This window comes from Paraburkholderia lebeckiae, from assembly GCF_050436225.1.
Taxonomy (GTDB): Bacteria; Pseudomonadota; Gammaproteobacteria; order Burkholderiales; family Burkholderiaceae; genus Paraburkholderia; species Paraburkholderia tuberum.
The window spans coordinates 1,614,519-1,632,700 of the sequence record NZ_JBNDLU010000002.1 but is presented as its reverse complement, the minus strand read 5'-3'; the positions used below and the strand labels follow the sequence as shown (position 1 = coordinate 1,632,700).

Sequence of the window (18,182 nt, the reverse complement as noted above, 5' to 3'; positions counted from 1 at the left end):
GCACAATGCCCGCTACTCGAGCGGGCATTGACACGACAGCCGCGGCTTGGGGCCCGCGGACACCCTCCGCGCTTAGTTCGGGCGACGGTACGCTTCGGCGATCACTGCGCAGTTCTGCAGATGCAGGTTCAGCGCATGCAGCGCCAGCGCGCGCAGCTTGCCGAAGAACGTGTTGGCAGCGGGGGCGGAACGGACGACATTCGATGCGGTATTCATGGCGACTCCATATCAGGGTTTATACCTACGCAATAACCCGATTATAGCGATCTCGTGCCGCAGCGCAACAAAACAATATTTTTGACGACGTCGCGATGCCAACGTCGCGTACCAGAGACGGAAAATTAGTAAAGGGGCGCATCGGTCGTGCACGTATTAACAATCCGCACCGTACAGGTGCAATAATGACCCCTTTGCCTGCGACGCTTCGCCGCAGGTTCGCCGATATGACCATCGCCCAGACTCGAACAGCTCTGATTGCGCCTCTTATCGTCGCGTGCGCGATGTTCATGGAAAGCGTCGACGCCAACGTGATCGTCACCGCGCTGCCGGCCATGGCGCGCGATTTCGGGCGCGATCCGGTCACACTGAAGATCGCGGTGACAAGTTACGTGCTCGGGCTCGGCGTGTTCATCCCGGTATGCGGCTGGCTCGCCGACAAGTTCGGCGCGCGCACGGTATTCCGCACCGCGATCGGCATCTTCGTGACGGGTTCGCTGTTGTGCGCCGCGTCGAACTCGCTTGCCACTTTCACGGTTGCGCGTTTCATCCAGGGCGTCGGCGGCGCGATGATGGTGCCCGTCGGGCGCATCATCATCTTTCGCGTGGTGGAGAAAGCCGACTTCATTCGCGCGATGAATTACCTGAGCGTGCCCGCAATGCTCGGCCCTGCCGCCGGTCCGCTGCTCGGCGGCTTCATCACCACGTATCTGCACTGGCGGCTGATCTTCTTCATCAACGTGCCGATCGGCATTCTCGGCATCTATCTGACCAATCGCTATATCGCCAATACGCGCGAGCCCGACCCCGGCCCGCTCGACTGGATCGGCTTCCTGCTGTCGGCGGCGGGCGCGGTGCTGCTGTTGCTCGGCTTGTCGCTGGTCGGCGGCGAACTGATTTCGAATACGGACGCGTTCGGCATGTGCGCGCTCGGCGCGGTGCTGCTCGCGGTCTACGTCGCGTATGCGCAGCGCGTCGCACTGCCGCTTCTGGACTTGCGTTTTCTCAAGGTGCCGACTTTCCAGGCGAGCGTGCTCGGCGGCTCGCTATTTCGCATCGGTCTCGGCGCGTTGCCGTTCCTGCTGCCGCTGCTGCTGCAGGAAGGCCACGGCATGAGCGCGTTCCAATCGGGGCTGATCACCTGCGCGTCCGCGTTCGGCGGCATGTTCATGCGCACGATCGCCTCCACGGTGCTGCGCCGCTTCGGCTTTCGCCAGGTGCTCGTATTCAACGCCGCGCTATCGGGCATTTCGATCGCCGCGTGCGGGCTGTTTTTCCCGCACACGCCGACGTGGATCATCTGGATCGTCGTGTTGCTCGGCGGCTTCTTCCCCGCGTTGCAGTTCACGAGCCTCAATTCGCTGACCTACGCGGAGATCGCGAGCCGCGACGTCGGCCGCGCGACGAGCCTCGGCAGCGTCGTGCAGCAGATGTCGCTCGGCCTCGGCGTGACGGTCGGCGGCATCGTGCTGCAGATTTCGCGCGCGCTGCATGGGCATCCGAGCATCACCTGGTCGGATTTCTGGCCCGCGTTTCTCGTGGTCGGGCTATGCTCGTTCGCGTCGATTCCGGTCACGCTGCGCCTGCCGCGCGGCGCGGGCGCGGAGATTTCGCGAGGCGGGCGCGGCTGAGCCGGCTGCCGTGTCCCCGCGCGAGCGCCCCGCTCTTCACGGGTTCGGGCGCTCACGCGCGCTTGCGAATCACGCTCACTTCGCCATTGCGTTCGAGAATCGCGGCGGCCACGTCGTCCATCGAGCGCGAGCCGGTTTTCTGCCGCACGCTTTCCTCGATGTCGGTGCGCGTGACGAGCGCCGCGTGCATTTCGTTCGCGTGGAACTTGCCGTCGCTGAACACCTCGCGCTCGGCGCCGCCCACCAGCAGCTCGAAGCGGCGCGAGCGTATGCACGACCACGCGAGCACCCGGTGACACACGACGATCGCGAACGACGCGACCACGGTCGCGATAAACGGCGACGCACCAACGATCGCTCGGCTCAGCGTCGCGCCGAGCAAAATCACGACGACCGAATCGAACGGCGAGCGCTGCCCGAATGAACGGCGCCCCGATACACGGATCAGCGCGAGCGCGATCACGAACACGGCGATCGAGCGCATACCCATCTGCAACGGATCGAGCTCCCTGCCTTGGCCGAATAGAACGAAAAACGCGTCCATCATGTTCGTCCTCCCCGCGGCGGATTGCCGTGCGAATGTTCTGGTGTCCGGATAGTTGAGAGCGAGACGAGCCCGCGACGCATCGCCGTCGCTCAGGCCAGCGCGCCGTCCGTTGCCCATGAGATGAGCGTATCGCCGAAACCGCCGCGCACGCGGGCCACGGTGCGCGCGCTCGTCGTCACGCGCGGCGCGGCGCTCCACGCGATGCGCGCGCCGGTCGCGATCAGGCGATCGACGAGCGCGGCGTCCTCGCTGCACTTGAGCGGCGGAAAGCCGCCCGCGCGCCGATAGGCGTCCGCGGAAACGCCGAGATTCGCGCCGTGCACATGACGATGTCCGTCGGCGTCGACATACGTTTTGCGAAAATATTCGCGCACGCTGTGCGGATGCGCGCTCCAGTCGTCGACGGCGATCGAGCCGCACACCGCATCGGCGCCGAGCGCCAGTTGCGCGGCCAGCCAACCGGGCGACACGCGGCTGTCGGCATCGGTAAACGCTAGCCAGCGCGCGCCGTGCGCGAGCAGCAGCGACGCGCCGAGCGCCCGCGCGATCCCGACGTTGCGCGCCTTCAGCGTCAGCGTCTGCACGCCGTAAGCGCGCGCGATCGCCCCGCTGAAATCGCTGCACGCGTCGAGCGCGACGACGATCCGCACCTCCTCGCCGGCGAGCGCTTCGTGTCGCGACGCTTCGAGCAAGGCCGCGAGGCACCGTGCGAGCAACGCCTCTTCGTTATGCGCGGGAACGATCACGCCGATCATAGAAGCCCCTCGCGCTGCGCGACCGAACGTGCGTCGCGCGACCATACGTCGATCAGCAAGTCGGCTTCGTCATGATGCGCGAGACGCGCGAGACCGCAGCGCGCATCGAATAGCGCGTGCGCATGGTCGGCGGATTCGCGCGCTTCGGCGAACGGCCGGCGCCAATGACACGCGAGCAGCGTGCCGTCCGCCGTCAGCGACCCGGCGATGCGCGCGGCCAGCGTTTCGAGCTCGGCCGCGTCGAGGTAGTACGCGAACTCGCTGATCACGATCAGATCGAACGGCCCGTGCTCCGTCGGCCAGTCGCGCGGCACCCTGCGCTGCTCGATCCGCACGTTCGATGCGCCCGCCACGCGTTCACACGCAAGCTCGACGGCGCGCGCGTGCAGATCGGCGGCGAGCAGCGCGTCGCAGCGCATCGCGAGCCCGGCCGTCAACTCGCCGTTCGCGCAGCCCGGTTCGAACGCGTTGCGATAGCGCGGCCGCGGCAGCAGCGCGAGCGTCAGCGAACGCTTGCGGCGTTCGTACCAGCCTTCGCGCAAACGCCACGGATCGTCGCTGCGTCGGTAGAGTTCATCGAAGTACGGCACCGTCGAGCTCATCTCAGCGATCCTCCCAGGGCTGGGGGAAAAAGTCATAGCGTCCACGGCGCGAGTGTTTGCCAAGACGCCTGATGCGATGCCGGCGCGGCAGTCGTGTCAGCGGCCTCGACGAGCCGTTCGCCGAGCGCTGCGAGGTCGCGTTCCGCGTGGCTCTGCCGCAGGAACACCGGCAGGTCGGCGAGCGCCCGCGCGAAGCGCGCGTCGCGGCACAACGGGCCCGCGCCGAGCGCGCGCGTCGCGTGCTCGATCACGGCGCTCGCGGCCTGCTCGACGACCAGACGCGCGCGCAACACGCGCGTCGCTGCATCGGCCGACGGCTGCGCGTCGATCCACGCGGCGGTTTCGCGCAGCAGCGCGGCGGCCGACTGCAAGGCGACATCGGTCGCACCGAGATGAGCCAGCCGATGCGCGTCCGCGTGCCGGGCGCACGCGTCGCGCAGCGTGCGCGCGATTTGCGCGGCCGCGCCGTACCAGCACGCGGCGATACCGGCGCCGCCATGCCAGAAGCCCGCGCGGCGCAGATACGCATGCGGCGCGCCGACGAGCGTCGCCACGGTGTCTTTGAACGTGACATCCGCGCTCGCGGTCGCCTGCATGCCGACGGCCTGCCACTTCGATGTATCGATCGAGATCGAGGTCTGGTCCAGCGCGAGCGCGGCGAGCACGGGCTCGTCGTCGCGCCATGCGGTCACCAGCGCATGGGTGAGCGCCCGCGCGCCGGAGCACCAGGCTTTGGTGCCGGACAGGCGCACCTGCGCGCCCTCGCCGGCAACGTTCTGGATTCCTTCGTCGATGGCGCGCACCCGCGCGTGCGGCGCCTCGGCGGCCCACACGCCCCAGCGGCTTGCCGCGGGCGGCAGCGGACCATCGAGCTCGGCGAGAATCGCGAGCGCATCGGTGTGGCCTTCGAACAGTTTGACGAGACCGAGGTCGCATGCGGCAACGGCGGCCAGCGCGCGCCAGCGCACCGGCGTCTCGCCATGCCCCGGCAATGGCAAGGTCGGCGCGCGATCGTAGCCGCGCTCGATCAGGTCAGCGAGCAGCGCTCCGAGGGCAGCGGGATCGTTCGCATCGAAACGCGCCTCGCGCAGAAAATCGTCGAGCGAGATAGCTGGCTTGCCGGGCTGCGGCGCGCGGGCGCTCGCGCGTAGTGCGCGGCCACCGTGTTGATTTGAGACCTGCCGTGACTGGGCCTTGAAGCTGGCCGCATGGTCGCGCGTGTCGAGCATCGTGCCTCCCTGCACCGGTTCGATCCACGGCCCGCCGAGCGGCGGCGGACCGGAACGTATGCAGAGGCGCAGCAAACACCGTGCCCCGGCTGGCGGGGCAGCCGCGCAGCGAAAAAGCGGCTACGTCCCGCCGCTTCCGCTCAGACGTCCATCCGCCTTCACGAGCAACGCGTCGAGGACCGCCATCTCGACCGGCTTCACGAGGTGCGCATGGAAACCCGCGTTGCGAGTTCGATCGAGATCGCTCGCATGGCCGAAACCCGTCATCGCGGCGTACATCGTGCGCAACATCTCGGGCCGCGCGCGCATCGCCGCAAGCGTCGCATAGCCATCCATCTTCGGCATCGCGAGGTCGATCAGCGCGAGATGCGGCGAGAAGCGCGGCGCGATCTGCAGGGCCTGCTCGCCCTCGTAGGCGATACGCACCTCGTGGCCCTTCAGTTCGAGCAGCATCGCGAGGCTGTCGGCCGAATCGCGATTGTCGTCGACGAGGAGAATGCGCAGCGGCTGCACGTGGGGCGCGGCATCGATCGTGCCGCTCTCCGCGGTGTCGGACTGCGCGGAGGCGAGCGGCAGACTCAGCGTGAAGGTGCTGCCGAGTCCCAGTCCTTCGCTGCTCGCGACGATGCTGCCACCATGCATTTCGACGAGCGACTTGCACAGCGTCAGGCCGATCCCTAGGCCGCCCTCGCCGAAACATTGCCCTTCCTTCTCCTGCGCGAACAGTTCGAAGATCTTGTCGAGCGAGCGCACCGGAATGCCGCAGCCGGGGTCGCGCACTTCGAGCACCGCCATACGAAAGTCGACACGTCCCTGTATCTCGATCGCGCTGCCGTTCGGCGAAAACTTCGACGCGTTGTGCAGCAGGTTTTGCAGGACCTGCACGAGCCTCGTCATGTCGCCGCGAATCATCACGGGAGCGTCGGGTACATGCGCGACCACGCGCTGCTCGCGCGAGTCGGTGAACGGCCGGGCCGCTTCGATCGCGCGCGCGACGAGCTCGGCGAGATCGACGCGCGCAATACGCAGTTCGACCTTGTCGGACATGATGCGGCCGATATCGAGCAGATCGTCGACGAGTCGCGTCAGGTGCGTGACCTGGCGATCGATCAGATCGCGCGCCCGCGCGACCACCGGGCTCAGATCGGTTTCCATCTGCATCGTGCCGACCGCGTTGCGCACCGGCGCGAGCGGATTGCGCAGTTCGTGCGCGAGCGTCGCGAGAAATTCGCGCATGCGCTCCCCGGAGCGCTCCAGTTCCTCGCGCCGGCGCCGCTCGGTCAAATCGCGCGTGACCTTGGCGAAGCCGCGCAAGCGTCGCGATTCGTCATAGACGGCCGTGATGATCACGTTGGCCCAGAACGTCGAACCGTCCTTGCGCATGCGCCAGCCTTCGTCTTCGACGGCGCCGATCTGGCGCGCGATCGCAAGCTCGCGCGCGGGCTTGCCGGCCGCGGCCTCCTCGGGCACATAGAACTGCGAGAAGTGCCGGCCGACGATTTCGTCGTGCGTATAGCCCTTGATGCGCGCGGCGCCCGAATTCCAGCTGACGACGAAGCCTTGCGGATCGAGCATGAAGATCGCGTAGTCCTTCACGCTATCGACGAGCAGACGGAAGCGCTCCTCGCTCTGGCGCAGCGCTTCGAGGTATTCGCGCTGCGCGGTCAGGTCGCGCGTGATCTTCGCGAAGCCCGTGACCTCGCCCTTCTCGTTGCGTATCGCGGTGATCACGACGTTCGCCCAGAACGTCGTGCCGTCCTTGCGCACGCGCCAGCCTTCGTCTTCGAAACGGCCGGTCAGCGCCGCCTGTTCCAGTTCGTAGGTCGGCCAGCCGCGCGCGACGGCTTCCTCGGTATAGAAGCGCGAGAAATGCTGGCCGACGATCTCGCTCTGCGCATAGCCCTTCAGCTTCTGGGCGCCGGCATTCCAGCTGACGATGTTGCCTTTCGCATCGAGCAGAAAGATCGCGTAGTCCGAAATCGCCTGCACGAGCGACAAATAATCGATGCCGACGGGCGCCGACGGCGCGGCCTCGGCCTGCACTCGAACGCGCTCGGCGTGGTCGTGGGAAGAAGAAGCATCGAGCTGGGTCATGGCGGACACGTCATTGGAACTTTCGTTTTAAGCAAACCTCGCGCCTGGCCGGCGGCGAAGCCGTCGCGCAAGCGGTTGCGCGGTCCACGGAGGGGCCGTGATGCGTCGCGAAGGGCGCTCGCGCGCCTGCTGATAAGGCGCAAAGCTTATAACGGCGAGCCTCGCGATAGCCAGCGAGGCATGACGGAAAACGTCGCCGCGCCGCGGTTTCGGCTTTCCGTTTTGGCCTTCGTTGGCAAAAACAGGAGTGTCAATTGAAAAAGGTATTCACGACGCGGCGGCCTGCGCGATTGGCCACCATGAGGCCAGCAAGAAAGACAAAGCCGCGAGCGCCCCGGCCGCCGCGAATCGACCCGCTGGAAATACTGCCTGCCGCGAGGAACACGAGCAGATAGTCGCGGGCCGACCGTCGCGTGAGGCCAACGGCCGGCCCGGCTCGACATCGCTGGGAATCGGCACGCGTCGCCAATCGAAACTGCTGCTGCGCTGGCGCGCCCGTCAAGCCGCCGCGCCGATCTTTTCCGCGAGCTTCGCGTCGTAGCTCGAATGGACATGCACGCGTTTCCTGTCGGGATACGCGTACGCGTACGCCTTGCGCAGCGCGAGCGACGCCTCGTGAAAGCCCGACAGGATCAGCTTCTGCTTGTTCGGATAGTTCGCGATGTCGCCGACGGCGAAGATGCCCGGCCGCGAACTTTCGTAGTTCGAGGTATCAACGTCGACGCGCCCGCCATGAATCGTCAGTCCCCATTGCGCGATCGGTCCGAGATCGGCGACGAGTCCATACAGCGCGATCAGATGTTCGGCTTCGAGCTGTGTCTCGCCGTTGACCTGCCGCAGCGTCAGCGAACGCAGCGCGCCGTCTTCCACATCGAGCGCCGCGATCCCGCCGACGACGAAGTCCATCTCGCCAGCGTCGACCGCGCGCCGCATCAGCTCGACGCTCGAATCGGCCGCGCTGAAGCCGGCACGCCGATGCACGAGGGTCACGCGCCGCGCGACCTTGCGTAGTGCCAGCGCCCAGTCGAGCGCCGAATCGCCGCCGCCCGCGACGACCACGTTTTTGTCGGCGAAATCGGCGAGGCGCGGCACGCTGTAGTGCACGTGGCGCTGTTCCAGCGCCACGGCCTCGGGGAGCGTGAGCTTTTGCGGGACGAACGCGCCGTTGCCGGCGGCGAGCAGGATCGCCGCGACGTCGAACACGAGGCCGCGCTGCGTGCGCACGGTCCAGCGTCCGTCGTCGCGCTGCTCGACCGTGTCGACGCGCTGTTCCAGATGAATCGGCACATCGAACGGCTTGCACTGCGCGACCAGTCGCTCGACCAGTTCGCGCGCGGTGCACGACGGAATCGCGGGGATATCGTAGATCGGCTTGTCGGGATACAGCTCGATGCATTGGCCGCCGACCCGTTCGAGTATGTCGACGATCTGACAGGTGAGGCCGATCACGCCGGCCTCGAATGCCGCGAACAGAGCCACGGGACCGGCGCCGACGATCAGGACATCGGTGCGGATCGGCGAGGTGGGCACAGCGGACGGATCGGTGGCAACGGTCATGGGGCAGGTCTCCGGATCACGTTGAAAGGCGCAATGGAAGCGTCGTTGACCCACCATACCGAATCGGCCCGCCCGCGGCAACGATGCCATCGTCGACGGTAAGGGCGCTGGGCGGGCACGCTCAACGCCCGAAAGTGGCTACCTGAAAATACCTGGAATCGGCCATTCTTATGATCCAAACGACGGACTAAGCTAACCCCTGTCCGATGCATCGCATCGTCCAACCCGCCCAGGAGCCCATCATGGAACAACGTCTCGACTTCTACAAAGCCAATCCCGCCGCGATCAAATCGCTGCTCGGCGTCGAAGAGCGCATCGGCAAATCGTCGCTCGAAAAATCGCTGACCGAACTGGTGCGGCTGCGCGCGTCGCAGATCAACGGCTGCGCGTATTGCGTCGATATGCATACGGCGGACGCGCGCAAGGGCGGCGAAACCGAGCGGCGTCTCGCGACCGTCGTCGTGTGGCGCGAAACGCCGTTCTTCACGGACCGCGAACGCGCGGCGCTCGAGTGGACCGAAGCGCTCACGCTGGTGTCGCACGAACATGTGCCCGACGCGGTATGGCAGGCGGTGCGGCCGCATTTCAGCGACGAGGAACTGGTCGACCTGACGCTGCTGGTCTCGGCGATCAATGCATGGAACCGCTTCGCGATCTCGTTCCGGAAGATGCCGGCCTGAGCGGCGGCATGACGGCAGCATGAGGCGACGCACTGGCCGCCTCACTCCCCGATCCACGACCCGCGCAGGTCGCTGTCATGCAGCAACTGCAACAGCGTGCCCGCTGGGCGACTCAAGCGCTTCGCCGCCAGCGCGATGAATTCGACCGACGGCAGGGTCGGCAGTCCGGCCGCATTCAACGGCGGCGCGAGGCCGCGCGCGGCCAGATACTGCGGCCGCACGGTGATGCCGAGTCCGCCGCGCGCGGCCGCGATACAGCCGGAATGACTGCTGCTCGTGCAGACAATCTGCCAGCTCGCGCCGGCTTCGGCGAGCGCATCGAGCACGACCGCGCGCGTCACGCTCGGCTCGGCGACCAGAATCAGCGGCAGCGGCTGACTCAGATCGACGAGCGTGCCGGTCCGCGCGAGCCATTCGAGGCGCCCGGTGAAGAGCGGCACGCCGCGCCGGTCACCGAGCCGGCGCTTGCCGACCAGCAGATCGATCGCGCCCGCGTCGAGCAACTCGTAGAGCCTGCCCGTCATGCCGATCGTGATTTCCAGTTCGACGTCGGGATGCGCGTTGCGAAACGCCGCGAGCACGGTGGGGAGCGGGCCGAGCGCGATGTCGTCCGACGAGCCGAGCCGCACGCGCCCCTTCAGACGCGGCGCGCGAAACTGCGATTCCGCGCGCGACAGCGCCTGCAGGATCACGCTCGCATGCGCGAGCATCGCTTCGCCGTCGGGTGTCATCGCGAGCGAATGGGTGTCGCGCACGAACAGGCGCCGGCCCACGCTCTGTTCGAGGCGCCGGATATGTTCGCTGACGCTCGACTGCGTCAGGTCGAGCCGCCGCCCCGCTTCGCTGAAGCTATGGCAAGCCGCGACGGTCGAGAAGGTCTTGAGCCAGATTGGATTGAGCATGCGTGATTGTCGCGCTGGTTATCGGCGGTGTCGATAACAGTCAGCGAGCTTAGTGGGGTTCCCGATTGACGAGAATGTCAATAAGATGACGGAATTCCCCCTGGCCCCGCTCTGGCGGCGCTTTGCCGCCGCCGTGCCCGCTGTCGAAAATATGACCAAGGATTCCTCTCAAACCGCCCTACTATGGATCGTCGCCGCCGGCTTCTTCATGCAGTCGCTCGACACGACGATCGTCAACACCGCGCTGCCGTCGATTGCGAACAGCCTGCGCGTCGCGCCGCTCGAGATGCAACCGGTCGTCGTCGCCTACACGCTGACGATGGCGATGCTGACGCCCGCCTCCGGCTGGCTTGCCGATCGCTTCGGCACCCGCCGCGTCTATTTCGCCGCCATTCTCGTGTTCGTGCTCGGCTCGATCTGCTGCTCGAGCGCGCACACGCTCGGCCAGCTCGTGATGGCGCGCGTGCTGCAAGGCCTCGGCGGCTCGATGCTGCTGCCGATCGGACGCCTCGCGGTGCTGCGCAGCGTGTCGGGCGAGCAATACGTGTCGGCGCTCGCGTTCATATCGATCGCGGGGCAGCTCGGCCCGATCGCCGGGCCAACGCTCGGCGGCTGGTTCGTGCAGGCGATCACGTGGCACTGGATCTTTCTGATCAACGTGCCGATCGGCGCGCTCGGTCTGTACGCGGTGCACCGCTTTCTGCCGTCGCATGACGAGGCGCAGGCGCCGCCGTTCGATGTAATCGGCTGCGCCCTGCTGTCGTTGTGCATGATCGCGTTTTCGCTCGCGATCGACGCGCCGGTCCCTTCGCATCGCGCGGCGTGGTCGGCGGGACTGTTTGCGTTGGCCGTCGCCAGCGCGCTCGCCTATATTCCGTACGCCAGAAACCGCCGCGATCCGCTGTTCAAGCTGTCGCTGTTAGGCGAGCCGAACTTCAGCGTCGGCCTGATCGGCAACCTCGTATGCCGGGTCGGTTCGAGCGCGGTGCCGTTCCTCGTGCCGCTGCTGCTGCAATTGCAGCTCGGCTACTCGCCGCTGCACTCGGGTCTGATGATGCTGCCCGCGGCACTCGGCGGCACGCTCGCGAAACGCTGGATCGCGCCGCTCGTGCGCCGCTACGGCTACGACACGTTCCTGCTCGTCAACACGGTCATCGTCGGCTCGGCGATCGTCGCATTCTCGCTGATTTCGCTCGCCACACCGCTCGTGATCGAAATCGCGATCCTCGCGGTGTTCGGCGCGGCCAACTCGATGCAGTTCGCGGCGATGAACAGTGTCACGCTGAAGGACCTGTCGCACGAAGACGCCGGCATGGGCAATAGCCTGTTCTCGATGGTGCAGATGCTTGCGATCGGGCTTGGCGTGTCGATCGGCGGCGGGCTCGTCAATCTGTTCGCGGCGCAATGGTCGGCGGCGCTCGGCTTTCGGCTCGCGTTCGTGTGCGTCGGCGCGATCACGCTCGTGTCCGCGTGGATCTTCCGCCACCTCGACGACCCGTCGGGCACGCGCGTGATTCGCGGCCAGGCTGCACCGAGTGTGGGGCGTTGAGACGCGACGCGTTTCATCGTGTGCCGGCGCATGCATTCGAATGGTCTTCGCGTTAGCATGTCGAGCATCCATGGCTACCAGGTAGGGAGCCCCGATGCCATTCGATGAGCGCGTGCTGAACGGCATGGGCGTCCTGACTGCGATCGTCGATTGCGGCAGTTTCGCGGCCGCCGGTGAAGCGCTCGACATGTCGCAATCGGGCGTAAGCCGTTCGGTCGCCCGGCTCGAAGCACGCCTCGGCATTCGTCTGTTCGACCGCACCACGCGCTCGGTCACGCTGACCGACGAAGGCCGGCGATTCTACGAGCAGATCGTGCCGTTGCTCGGCGGACTCGAGGAAGCGGCCGCCTCCGCCACGCAGGGCGCGACCGCGGTGCGCGGGCGTCTGCGCGTCAATATGGACCCATTCTTTTCGCGGCTCTTGCTCGGGCCGCGCCTCGGCGGTTTCATCGACAAACATCCGGACCTGCAACTCGAACTCGTCACGCGCGACCAGTTGGGCGATATGGTCGGGGACGGCTTCGATGTCGCGATCCGCTTCGGCGACCCGCCGGTGTCGACGCTCGTCGCCCGCAAGTTGCTCGATACGCGCATCCTGACCGTCGCGGCGCCGTCGTATCTGAAGAAGCATGGCAAGCCGGCGAATCCGGGCGAGCTCGAAGACGGCCGGCATATCTGCATCAAGTTTCGCGATCCGCTCACCGGTTATCCGTTCAGCTGGGAATTCCATCGCGGCCGCAAGCAGCTCGCGCTGACGCCGCAGGGACGGCTGACCGTCAACGACGTCGGCACGCTGCATAGCGTATGCATCGCGGGCCAGGGCATCGCGCAGATTCTCGCGCTCGGCGCGGAGTCGCTGCTTGCGAGCGGCAAGCTGATCGAGCTCTTTCCGGATTGGGGCGACGAGGTGTACCCGCTGTATGCGCTGTATCCGTCACGGCACCATCCGCCGGCCAAGGTGCGCGTGTTTCTCGACTTCATCATGTCGCTGACGGGCGGCAGGCCGCGCCACGCGGCCGCCTGAGCGCGGAACTTCTGTTTGCTCCCGCCCGGGTCCGCGTCTTGCTGCCGGAGGCTTGTCTTCCCTCCAGGAGAGCAGCGATGAGCAAGACGACGGAAAAATCCCAAGGCGAAGCAAAAACCACGGCCGACAACGAATCGAAAAGCGAGGCCAGCGCCCAGACCGAGGATTTCGCGCATCCGCACCGTGCCGTGCATAGCGACAACGCGAAGAGCAAGATGCCCGAGCGCCACGACGAAGGTCACAAGCAGTCTCCGGCGGACCGTCCGGGCAAAAAAACCGGCGAGGGCGAACCGTCAGTCGGTTGAAAATTGAACCCTATCAGAGCGGCCTTGGCTGCGTCGCGCACCCGGGCCGCATCACTTTTCCCTTCCAGCACCTTTCTGTAAGCAAACATTTCTTCCTCATTTTTACCGAATATTTTTTGACGCCTTGGACTATTTTTGCTGCTTGCAGCAAGGTGTGCGCCCTGCGAACCGGCTGCCGCTTTCCGCCGGTTTATGCCGCTTCCGATCGATAAAAGGCGTCATCATGTCCAACGCGTCAAGTTCTCCCGTCGCCCGTGCGGCCGTCGCCCAAGTGACCATCTGCGTGCCCACCTGCAATCGTCCCGACCTGCTGATCGAATGCATCGACTCGTGCCTCGCGCAAAGCTATCCGCATGTCGAAATCGTGATTGGCGACGATTCGATGGACGCGCGCTCGCGGCAACTGGTCTTGCAGCGTTACCGCGACGACGCGCGCGTGCGCTACGAGAAGCACGAGCCGCCGGTTGGCCAGGCGCGCAATGTGTCGAGCCTGTTCCAGCGTGCGCGCGGCGACAAGATCCTGCTGATCCACGACGACGATCTGCTGACGAGCGACGCCGTCGACAAACTCGTGTCGCTGTGGCAGCGCCATCCGCGGCTCGATGCGGCATTCGGTGCGCAATACGAAGCGGATCACGACGGTGCGATCGATCTCGCCGCGAGCGCGCGCCTGAACGAGGCGTTCCGGCGCACTCAGGCCAGCGAGGGTCTCCAGCCGCTCGCGGGCCGCACGGGCCTGATCCAGATGTTTCCGAACAATGGCTGGATGGCCGACGCGCGGCTCGTCAAGCGGGTCGGCTACGACGCGCGGTATGACGTCTGCTGCGACTACGTGTTCGGCACCGAGCTATGCCTGGCCGCGCGCGAGGTGTTTTATCTGCACGACTATGTGTCGGTGTATCGGAAGACCGCGACGTCGGTCTCGCACAGCACGCGCGGCACGAGCATGGCCGCAACGTCGAGCGCGTATGCGTTCGTGAAGTCGCTGCGTCTGCCGGCGGCGCTCGAACCGTCGCGGCGGCAGGCGCTGCGGCGGCTAGTACCGATCGTGGTGTCGATTCACGCGAGAAACGGCGAGGCGCGCGCCGGCTGGCGCATCGCGCGCGCGCATCTGTTCGCCTATAACTACGGCTTTAGCGCGCGGCTTTACTACCATCTGCTGATGCTGGCGCGCGCGGCCTGGCGTGGCCGTCTGCCGATGCCGCGCGCGGCGGCCGATGCTGTCGGCGGCGTAGCGGCGACGCCGTCGATGGCGACGGTCGCGGCCGTTGGCGCGGCCACGGTGAATGAGGCCGCGAGGGTCGATGAGTTTGTCGACAACGGGTCGAAGCCGGTATGAACTGCGACAGGCGCCTCGCGACCGGCGCGAGAGCGTGCAAGGCGATTTTCTGCCAAGCATTCCCTGCTTGGCAAACGCGTATTCGTTACCTGGTCCCGCCCGCGCCGCTGATTACGATGGGCACGACCCGTCTTCGCAGCAGAGGTGTTTCTGCCATGTCAGACAATGCGCGGTTCAAGCCGCGCGTGATCGAACCGGTCGTCGATGACCAACCCGAAGGACTAGGCCTCGCGGTCGGGTTATGGTTCGCGCAACCAATCGACGGCATCGCGGGCGGCGCGGTGCAGATTCATCTGCGCAGCGGCGCGAGGATGGAACAGGCCGAGAGCTTGCGCGACCTGCTGCGTGCGTGGGGGACACTGATCGTCGTCAGTTGAGCGAAGCGCACTGTTCCTCGCTTGCGGATTGAAGCGCAAACGTCGATGCCATGAAAAAACAGCGGCCCGGTTGCCCTGGACCGCCGCTTGAACGCTGCCATCGCGGCACGACGTTTCGCCGTGCCCAACTAGCGGTTCACGGCTCGTGCCGCAGATACCCTTCCGACGACGGATCGCGCATGCGCAGCGACACGATACCCGCGAGTGCACACAGCGCCGTCACGTACCAGAAGAACATCGTCTCGACACCGGCGGACTTCAGCCACAGCGCGACATATTCCGCCGAGCCGCCGAAGATCGCATTGGCGACCGCATACGACAGCCCTACGCCAAGCGCACGCACTTGCGGTGGAAACATTTCCGCCTTGATCAGGCCGCTGATCGACGTATAGAAGCTGACGATCGCGAGCGCGACGACGACCAACGCGAAGGCCGCGTACGGGCTCGTCACGTCCTTCAGCGCATGCAGCAGCGGCACCGTGCCGAGCGTCGCGAACAGGCCGAAGCACAGCATCGAGCGGCGCCGCCCGATGCGGTCCGACAACGCGCCGAACGCCGGCTGCATCAACATGTAGACGAACAACGCGGCGGTCATCACCGAGCTCGCGGTCTTCGCGTGCATGCCGGCCGTGTTGACCAGGTACTTTTGCATGTAGGTGGTGAACGTATAGAAGATCAGCGAGCCGCCGGCCGTGAAGCCGAGCACCGTCATGAACGCGGTCTTGTGCTCCCACAGCCCGCGCAGCGTGCCCGCTTCCTTGCGCTGGCGCATCGCCGCGGTGGTGGTTTCATCAAGGGATTTACGCAGATAGAGCGCGATCAACGCGGCGATAGCGCCAATCACGAACGGCACACGCCAGCCCCACGCCTTCAGCTCTTCGGTCGTCAGCGTCTGTTGCAGGGTCACGAGCACGAGCAGCGCGCACAGTTGACCGCCGATCAGCGTGACATACTGGAACGACGCGAAGAAGCCGCGCCGGCCCTTCAACGCGACTTCGCTCATATAGGTCGCGCTGGTGCCGTATTCGCCGCCCACCGACAGGCCCTGGAACAGCCGCGCGATCAGCAGCAGCGCCGGCGCGAGCGCGCCGATCTGCGCGTACGTGGGCAGCATCGCGATCACAAGCGAGCCGCCGCACATCATGAATACCGACACCATCATCGCGGCGCGGCGACCACGTTTGTCGGCGAGCCGCCCGAAGAACCAGCCGCCAATCGGCCGCATCAGAAAGCCCGCGGCGAACACGCCGGCCGTGTTCAGCAACTGCGTCGTCGTGTTGCCGCTCGGGAAGAACGACGGCGCGAAGTAAAGCGCCGTAAACGAATACACGTAGAAGTCGAACCACTCGACGAGATTGCCCGATGAAGCGCCGACGATTGCAAAAATGCGGCGCCGCGTGTCGTGCGCCGAGGCCACGACGTATTGTTCGGTTTGGTCGTTCATGCTGGTGTCTTTCCTTATTTAAACGAGGAGGACGGTCGTGGCGCCGCCTTGATGTCGCGCGCCCAGCCTGCGCGGCCGTCGCGGGTGCGCGAATTTTACATAAATGAAAGCACAGGAAGGTTTTTTGTCAGCGTGGCCTGATGAAAGCCCTGGGTCGGCCGGATTTGCGCACCAACAGAACGAAGCCCCTGCCAGTTGGGAACTGGCAGGGGCTTGACGGGCGACACGGACCGCTCAGGCGGGAGTCAGGCGGCGCTCATATTCTCACGGACGGCGGCATATACCGGCAGTCGTAGCGTTTTCTGACGGTACCGTTTTCGTCGACGCTTTCGAGGTACACGTCGAACTGCCACAAGCGCGCCATGTGCTTGAGCACCTCCTCGCTATCCGACGACAGGTGCCGGTTGTCGCTCATGAAATGCCGCAACGTCAGGCTGCGATCGCCGCGTGTATTGACGGCCCACACCTGAATGTTCGGCTCGCGGTGATGCATGTCGTACTGCCGCGACAACGCCTGGCGCACGTACTGGTAGCCGCTATCGTCGTGAATCGCCGACACTTCGAGCGCGTCTCGCATGTCGTCGTCGAGCACCGAGAACAGGCGCATTTCGCGGATCAGATGCGGCGACAGATACTGCGCGATGAAGCTCTCGTCCTTGAAGTTGCGCATCGCGTAGTGCATCGCGGGCAGCCAGGGACTGCCGGCCAGATCCGGAAACCACTTGCGGTCTTCGTCGGTCGGCGCTTCGCAGATGCGCCGGATATCGCTCATCATCGAAAAGCCCAGCGCATACGGATTGATGCCGCTGTAATACGGCTTCGTGACCGGCGGCTGATAGACGACGTTGCTGTGTGAATGGAGAAACTCCATCATGAAGCCGTCTTCCAGGTTGCCCTGGTTGTACATCGTATTGAGCAGCGTGTAGTGCCAGAACGTCGCCCAGCCTTCGTTCATCACCTGCGTCTGCCGCTGCGGATAGAAGTACTGTCCGATCTTGCGCACGATCCGGATCACCTCGCGCTCCCACGCTTCGAGCAGCGGTGCGTTTTTCTCCGCGAAATACAGCAGGTTTTCCTGCGGCTCGGGCGGATAGCGCCCCTCGACCTCTTCGGGCAGCGGCGTGTGGCGCGTGGGCAACGTGCGCCACAACTCGTTGACCTGCGACTGCAGATACGCCTCACGTTCGCGACGCGCGGCGAACTCCTTCTGGAGCGACAGCTTCTGCGGCCGCTTGTAGCGGTCCACGCCGTAATTCATCAGCGCGTGGCACGAGTCGAGCAATTCCTCGACGCGATCGAGCCCATAGCGCTCCTCGCATTCCGCGATGTAGTTTTTCGCGTAGACGAGGTAGTCGATGATCGCGTGCGCGTCCGTCCATAGGCGGAACAGATAGTTGCCCTTGAAGAACGAGTTGTGACCGTAGGCGGCATGCGCGATGACGAGCGCCTGCATCGTCATCGTGTTCTCTTCCATCAGATACGCAATGCAGGGGTTCGAATTGATGACGATCTCGTACGCGAGCCCCATCTGGCCGCGACGATAGCTTTTTTCGGTAGAAAGGAAATGTTTGCCGAACGACCAGTGACGGTAGTTCACCGGCATGCCGACGGACGCATAGGCATCCATCATCTGTTCGGCGCTGATGAGTTCGAGCTGGATCGGATACACGTCGAGCTCGTATTGCTCCGCAACACGGGCAATATGCGAGTCGTACTCTTCGATCAATTCGAAGGTCCAGTCGGACGGGCACGGCAGAGGCCGTCTATCGGCTACGTTCATACGGACTTCCCTTTGCCCTTCGATGGGCGTTCCGGTGCGTCCCGTGCTGCAGATCGCGGACTGCTCCGGCGCGAGCGGCTCCGTGCTGGCCACTCCTGCCTCGGCATGCCCCGACTGTCGCTGCGGCACGCCTTTGTTGCGCTGCGGCGCG

Annotated in this window: 17 protein-coding genes; 7 read left to right on the top strand and 10 right to left on the bottom strand. The window is 65.5% G+C overall.

Annotated elements, in window-relative coordinates:
- Positions 1 to 72 precede the first annotated feature (72 nt).
- Positions 73 to 216, bottom strand: coding sequence for a hypothetical protein (locus tag OKW45_RS22190; RefSeq protein ID WP_429471133.1), 144 nt, complete (start codon positions 214 to 216; stop codon positions 73 to 75).
- A 227-nt stretch (positions 217 to 443) separates the two neighbouring features.
- Here OKW45_RS22190 and OKW45_RS22185 point away from each other — a divergent pair, with 227 nt between their 5' ends.
- Positions 444 to 1,847 (top strand): MFS transporter, encoded by a 1,404-nt coding sequence (locus OKW45_RS22185; protein ID WP_429471131.1) that lies wholly within the window; start codon positions 444 to 446, stop codon positions 1,845 to 1,847.
- A gap of 52 nt (positions 1,848 to 1,899) precedes the next feature.
- Here OKW45_RS22185 and OKW45_RS22180 read toward each other — a convergent pair whose 3' ends face one another.
- The 6 genes from OKW45_RS22180 to OKW45_RS22155 form a co-directional block, all read right to left on the bottom strand.
- Positions 1,900 to 2,394 carry a DUF421 domain-containing protein gene (locus OKW45_RS22180; protein WP_026225342.1) on the bottom strand — a complete coding sequence of 165 codons (495 nt, stop codon included), beginning with the start codon at positions 2,392 to 2,394 and terminating at the stop codon, positions 1,900 to 1,902.
- 89 nt (positions 2,395 to 2,483) lie between these two features.
- Positions 2,484 to 3,149 carry a glycosyltransferase family 2 protein gene (locus OKW45_RS22175; RefSeq protein WP_018417768.1) on the bottom strand — a complete coding sequence of 222 codons (666 nt, stop codon included), beginning with the start codon at positions 3,147 to 3,149 and terminating at the stop codon, positions 2,484 to 2,486.
- Positions 3,146 to 3,751 (bottom strand): SAM-dependent methyltransferase, encoded by a 606-nt coding sequence (locus tag OKW45_RS22170; protein ID WP_429471129.1) that lies wholly within the window; start codon positions 3,749 to 3,751, stop codon positions 3,146 to 3,148. The genes OKW45_RS22175 and OKW45_RS22170 overlap by 4 nt, the downstream gene beginning before the upstream one ends.
- A 32-nt stretch (positions 3,752 to 3,783) precedes the next feature.
- Positions 3,784 to 4,980 carry an acyl-CoA dehydrogenase family protein gene (locus OKW45_RS22165; protein WP_429471127.1) on the bottom strand — a complete coding sequence of 399 codons (1,197 nt, stop codon included), beginning with the start codon at positions 4,978 to 4,980 and terminating at the stop codon, positions 3,784 to 3,786.
- 120 nt (positions 4,981 to 5,100) lie between these two features.
- Positions 5,101 to 7,074, bottom strand: coding sequence for a PAS domain-containing hybrid sensor histidine kinase/response regulator (locus OKW45_RS22160; RefSeq protein ID WP_429471125.1), 1,974 nt, complete (start codon positions 7,072 to 7,074; stop codon positions 5,101 to 5,103).
- Between the two features lie 498 nt (positions 7,075 to 7,572).
- Entirely contained in the window at positions 7,573 to 8,631 is a 1,059-nt protein-coding gene (locus OKW45_RS22155) for an NAD(P)/FAD-dependent oxidoreductase (RefSeq protein ID WP_018417763.1), read from the bottom strand.
- 242 nt (positions 8,632 to 8,873) lie between these two features.
- On the opposite strand from OKW45_RS22155, the gene OKW45_RS22150 reads away from it, so the two are divergent.
- Positions 8,874 to 9,311, top strand: a complete 438-nt coding sequence (locus tag OKW45_RS22150; RefSeq protein WP_018417762.1) for a carboxymuconolactone decarboxylase family protein — start codon at positions 8,874 to 8,876, stop codon at positions 9,309 to 9,311.
- Between the two features lie 41 nt (positions 9,312 to 9,352).
- On the opposite strand, the gene OKW45_RS22145 is transcribed toward OKW45_RS22150, so the two are convergent.
- Positions 9,353 to 10,213, bottom strand: a complete 861-nt coding sequence (locus OKW45_RS22145; protein ID WP_018417761.1) for a LysR family transcriptional regulator — start codon at positions 10,211 to 10,213, stop codon at positions 9,353 to 9,355.
- 151 nt (positions 10,214 to 10,364) lie between these two features.
- Here OKW45_RS22145 and OKW45_RS22140 point away from each other — a divergent pair, with 151 nt between their 5' ends.
- From OKW45_RS22140 to OKW45_RS22120, 5 genes are all read left to right on the top strand, one after another.
- Entirely contained in the window at positions 10,365 to 11,762 is a 1,398-nt protein-coding gene (locus OKW45_RS22140; RefSeq protein WP_429473341.1) for a DHA2 family efflux MFS transporter permease subunit, read from the top strand.
- Positions 11,763 to 11,856: 94 nt separating this feature from the next.
- Positions 11,857 to 12,786 carry a LysR family transcriptional regulator gene (locus OKW45_RS22135; RefSeq protein ID WP_429471122.1) on the top strand — a complete coding sequence of 310 codons (930 nt, stop codon included), beginning with the start codon at positions 11,857 to 11,859 and terminating at the stop codon, positions 12,784 to 12,786.
- 77 nt (positions 12,787 to 12,863) lie between these two features.
- Positions 12,864 to 13,091, top strand: coding sequence for a hypothetical protein (locus OKW45_RS22130; RefSeq protein WP_429471120.1), 228 nt, complete (start codon positions 12,864 to 12,866; stop codon positions 13,089 to 13,091).
- Positions 13,092 to 13,314: 223 nt separating this feature from the next.
- Complete coding sequence (locus OKW45_RS22125; RefSeq protein WP_429471118.1) at positions 13,315 to 14,430, top strand: glycosyltransferase family 2 protein; 1,116 nt, start codon at positions 13,315 to 13,317, stop codon at positions 14,428 to 14,430.
- Positions 14,431 to 14,585: 155 nt separating this feature from the next.
- Entirely contained in the window at positions 14,586 to 14,807 is a 222-nt protein-coding gene (locus OKW45_RS22120) for a hypothetical protein (protein ID WP_429471116.1), read from the top strand.
- Positions 14,808 to 14,943: 136 nt separating this feature from the next.
- On the opposite strand, the gene OKW45_RS22115 is transcribed toward OKW45_RS22120, so the two are convergent.
- Positions 14,944 to 16,251 carry an MFS family transporter gene (locus OKW45_RS22115; protein ID WP_429471114.1) on the bottom strand — a complete coding sequence of 436 codons (1,308 nt, stop codon included), beginning with the start codon at positions 16,249 to 16,251 and terminating at the stop codon, positions 14,944 to 14,946.
- 256 nt (positions 16,252 to 16,507) lie between these two features.
- A complete protein-coding gene (locus tag OKW45_RS22110) occupies positions 16,508 to 18,031 on the bottom strand; it encodes a SpoVR family protein (protein WP_409259153.1) in 1,524 nt (507 codons plus the stop codon).
- Positions 18,032 to 18,182 lie beyond the last annotated feature (151 nt).

Excerpts from the sequence above, each read along its gene's own strand:
- OKW45_RS22185 (WP_429471131.1), top strand. The coding sequence starts at position 444 with ATGACCATCGCCCAGACTCGAACAGCTCTGATTGCGCCTCTTATCGTC.
- OKW45_RS22145 (WP_018417761.1), bottom strand. The coding sequence starts at position 10,213 with ATGCTCAATCCAATCTGGCTCAAGACCTTCTCGACCGTCGCGGCTTGC.
- OKW45_RS22135 (WP_429471122.1), top strand. The coding sequence starts at position 11,857 with ATGCCATTCGATGAGCGCGTGCTGAACGGCATGGGCGTCCTGACTGCG.
- OKW45_RS22130 (WP_429471120.1), top strand. The coding sequence starts at position 12,864 with ATGAGCAAGACGACGGAAAAATCCCAAGGCGAAGCAAAAACCACGGCC.
- OKW45_RS22170 (WP_429471129.1), bottom strand. The coding sequence starts at position 3,751 with ATGAGCTCGACGGTGCCGTACTTCGATGAACTCTACCGACGCAGCGAC.
- OKW45_RS22175 (WP_018417768.1), bottom strand. The coding sequence starts at position 3,149 with ATGATCGGCGTGATCGTTCCCGCGCATAACGAAGAGGCGTTGCTCGCA.
- OKW45_RS22120 (WP_429471116.1), top strand. The coding sequence starts at position 14,586 with ATGTCAGACAATGCGCGGTTCAAGCCGCGCGTGATCGAACCGGTCGTC.
- OKW45_RS22150 (WP_018417762.1), top strand. The coding sequence starts at position 8,874 with ATGGAACAACGTCTCGACTTCTACAAAGCCAATCCCGCCGCGATCAAA.
- OKW45_RS22190 (WP_429471133.1), bottom strand. The coding sequence starts at position 216 with ATGAATACCGCATCGAATGTCGTCCGTTCCGCCCCCGCTGCCAACACG.
- OKW45_RS22180 (WP_026225342.1), bottom strand. The coding sequence starts at position 2,394 with ATGATGGACGCGTTTTTCGTTCTATTCGGCCAAGGCAGGGAGCTCGAT.
- OKW45_RS22125 (WP_429471118.1), top strand. The coding sequence starts at position 13,315 with ATGTCCAACGCGTCAAGTTCTCCCGTCGCCCGTGCGGCCGTCGCCCAA.
- OKW45_RS22140 (WP_429473341.1), top strand. The coding sequence starts at position 10,365 with ATGACCAAGGATTCCTCTCAAACCGCCCTACTATGGATCGTCGCCGCC.
- OKW45_RS22155 (WP_018417763.1), bottom strand. The coding sequence starts at position 8,631 with ATGACCGTTGCCACCGATCCGTCCGCTGTGCCCACCTCGCCGATCCGC.
- OKW45_RS22110 (WP_409259153.1), bottom strand. The coding sequence starts at position 18,031 with ATGAACGTAGCCGATAGACGGCCTCTGCCGTGCCCGTCCGACTGGACC.
- OKW45_RS22115 (WP_429471114.1), bottom strand. The coding sequence starts at position 16,251 with ATGAACGACCAAACCGAACAATACGTCGTGGCCTCGGCGCACGACACG.
- OKW45_RS22165 (WP_429471127.1), bottom strand. The coding sequence starts at position 4,980 with ATGCTCGACACGCGCGACCATGCGGCCAGCTTCAAGGCCCAGTCACGG.
- OKW45_RS22160 (WP_429471125.1), bottom strand. The coding sequence starts at position 7,074 with ATGACCCAGCTCGATGCTTCTTCTTCCCACGACCACGCCGAGCGCGTT.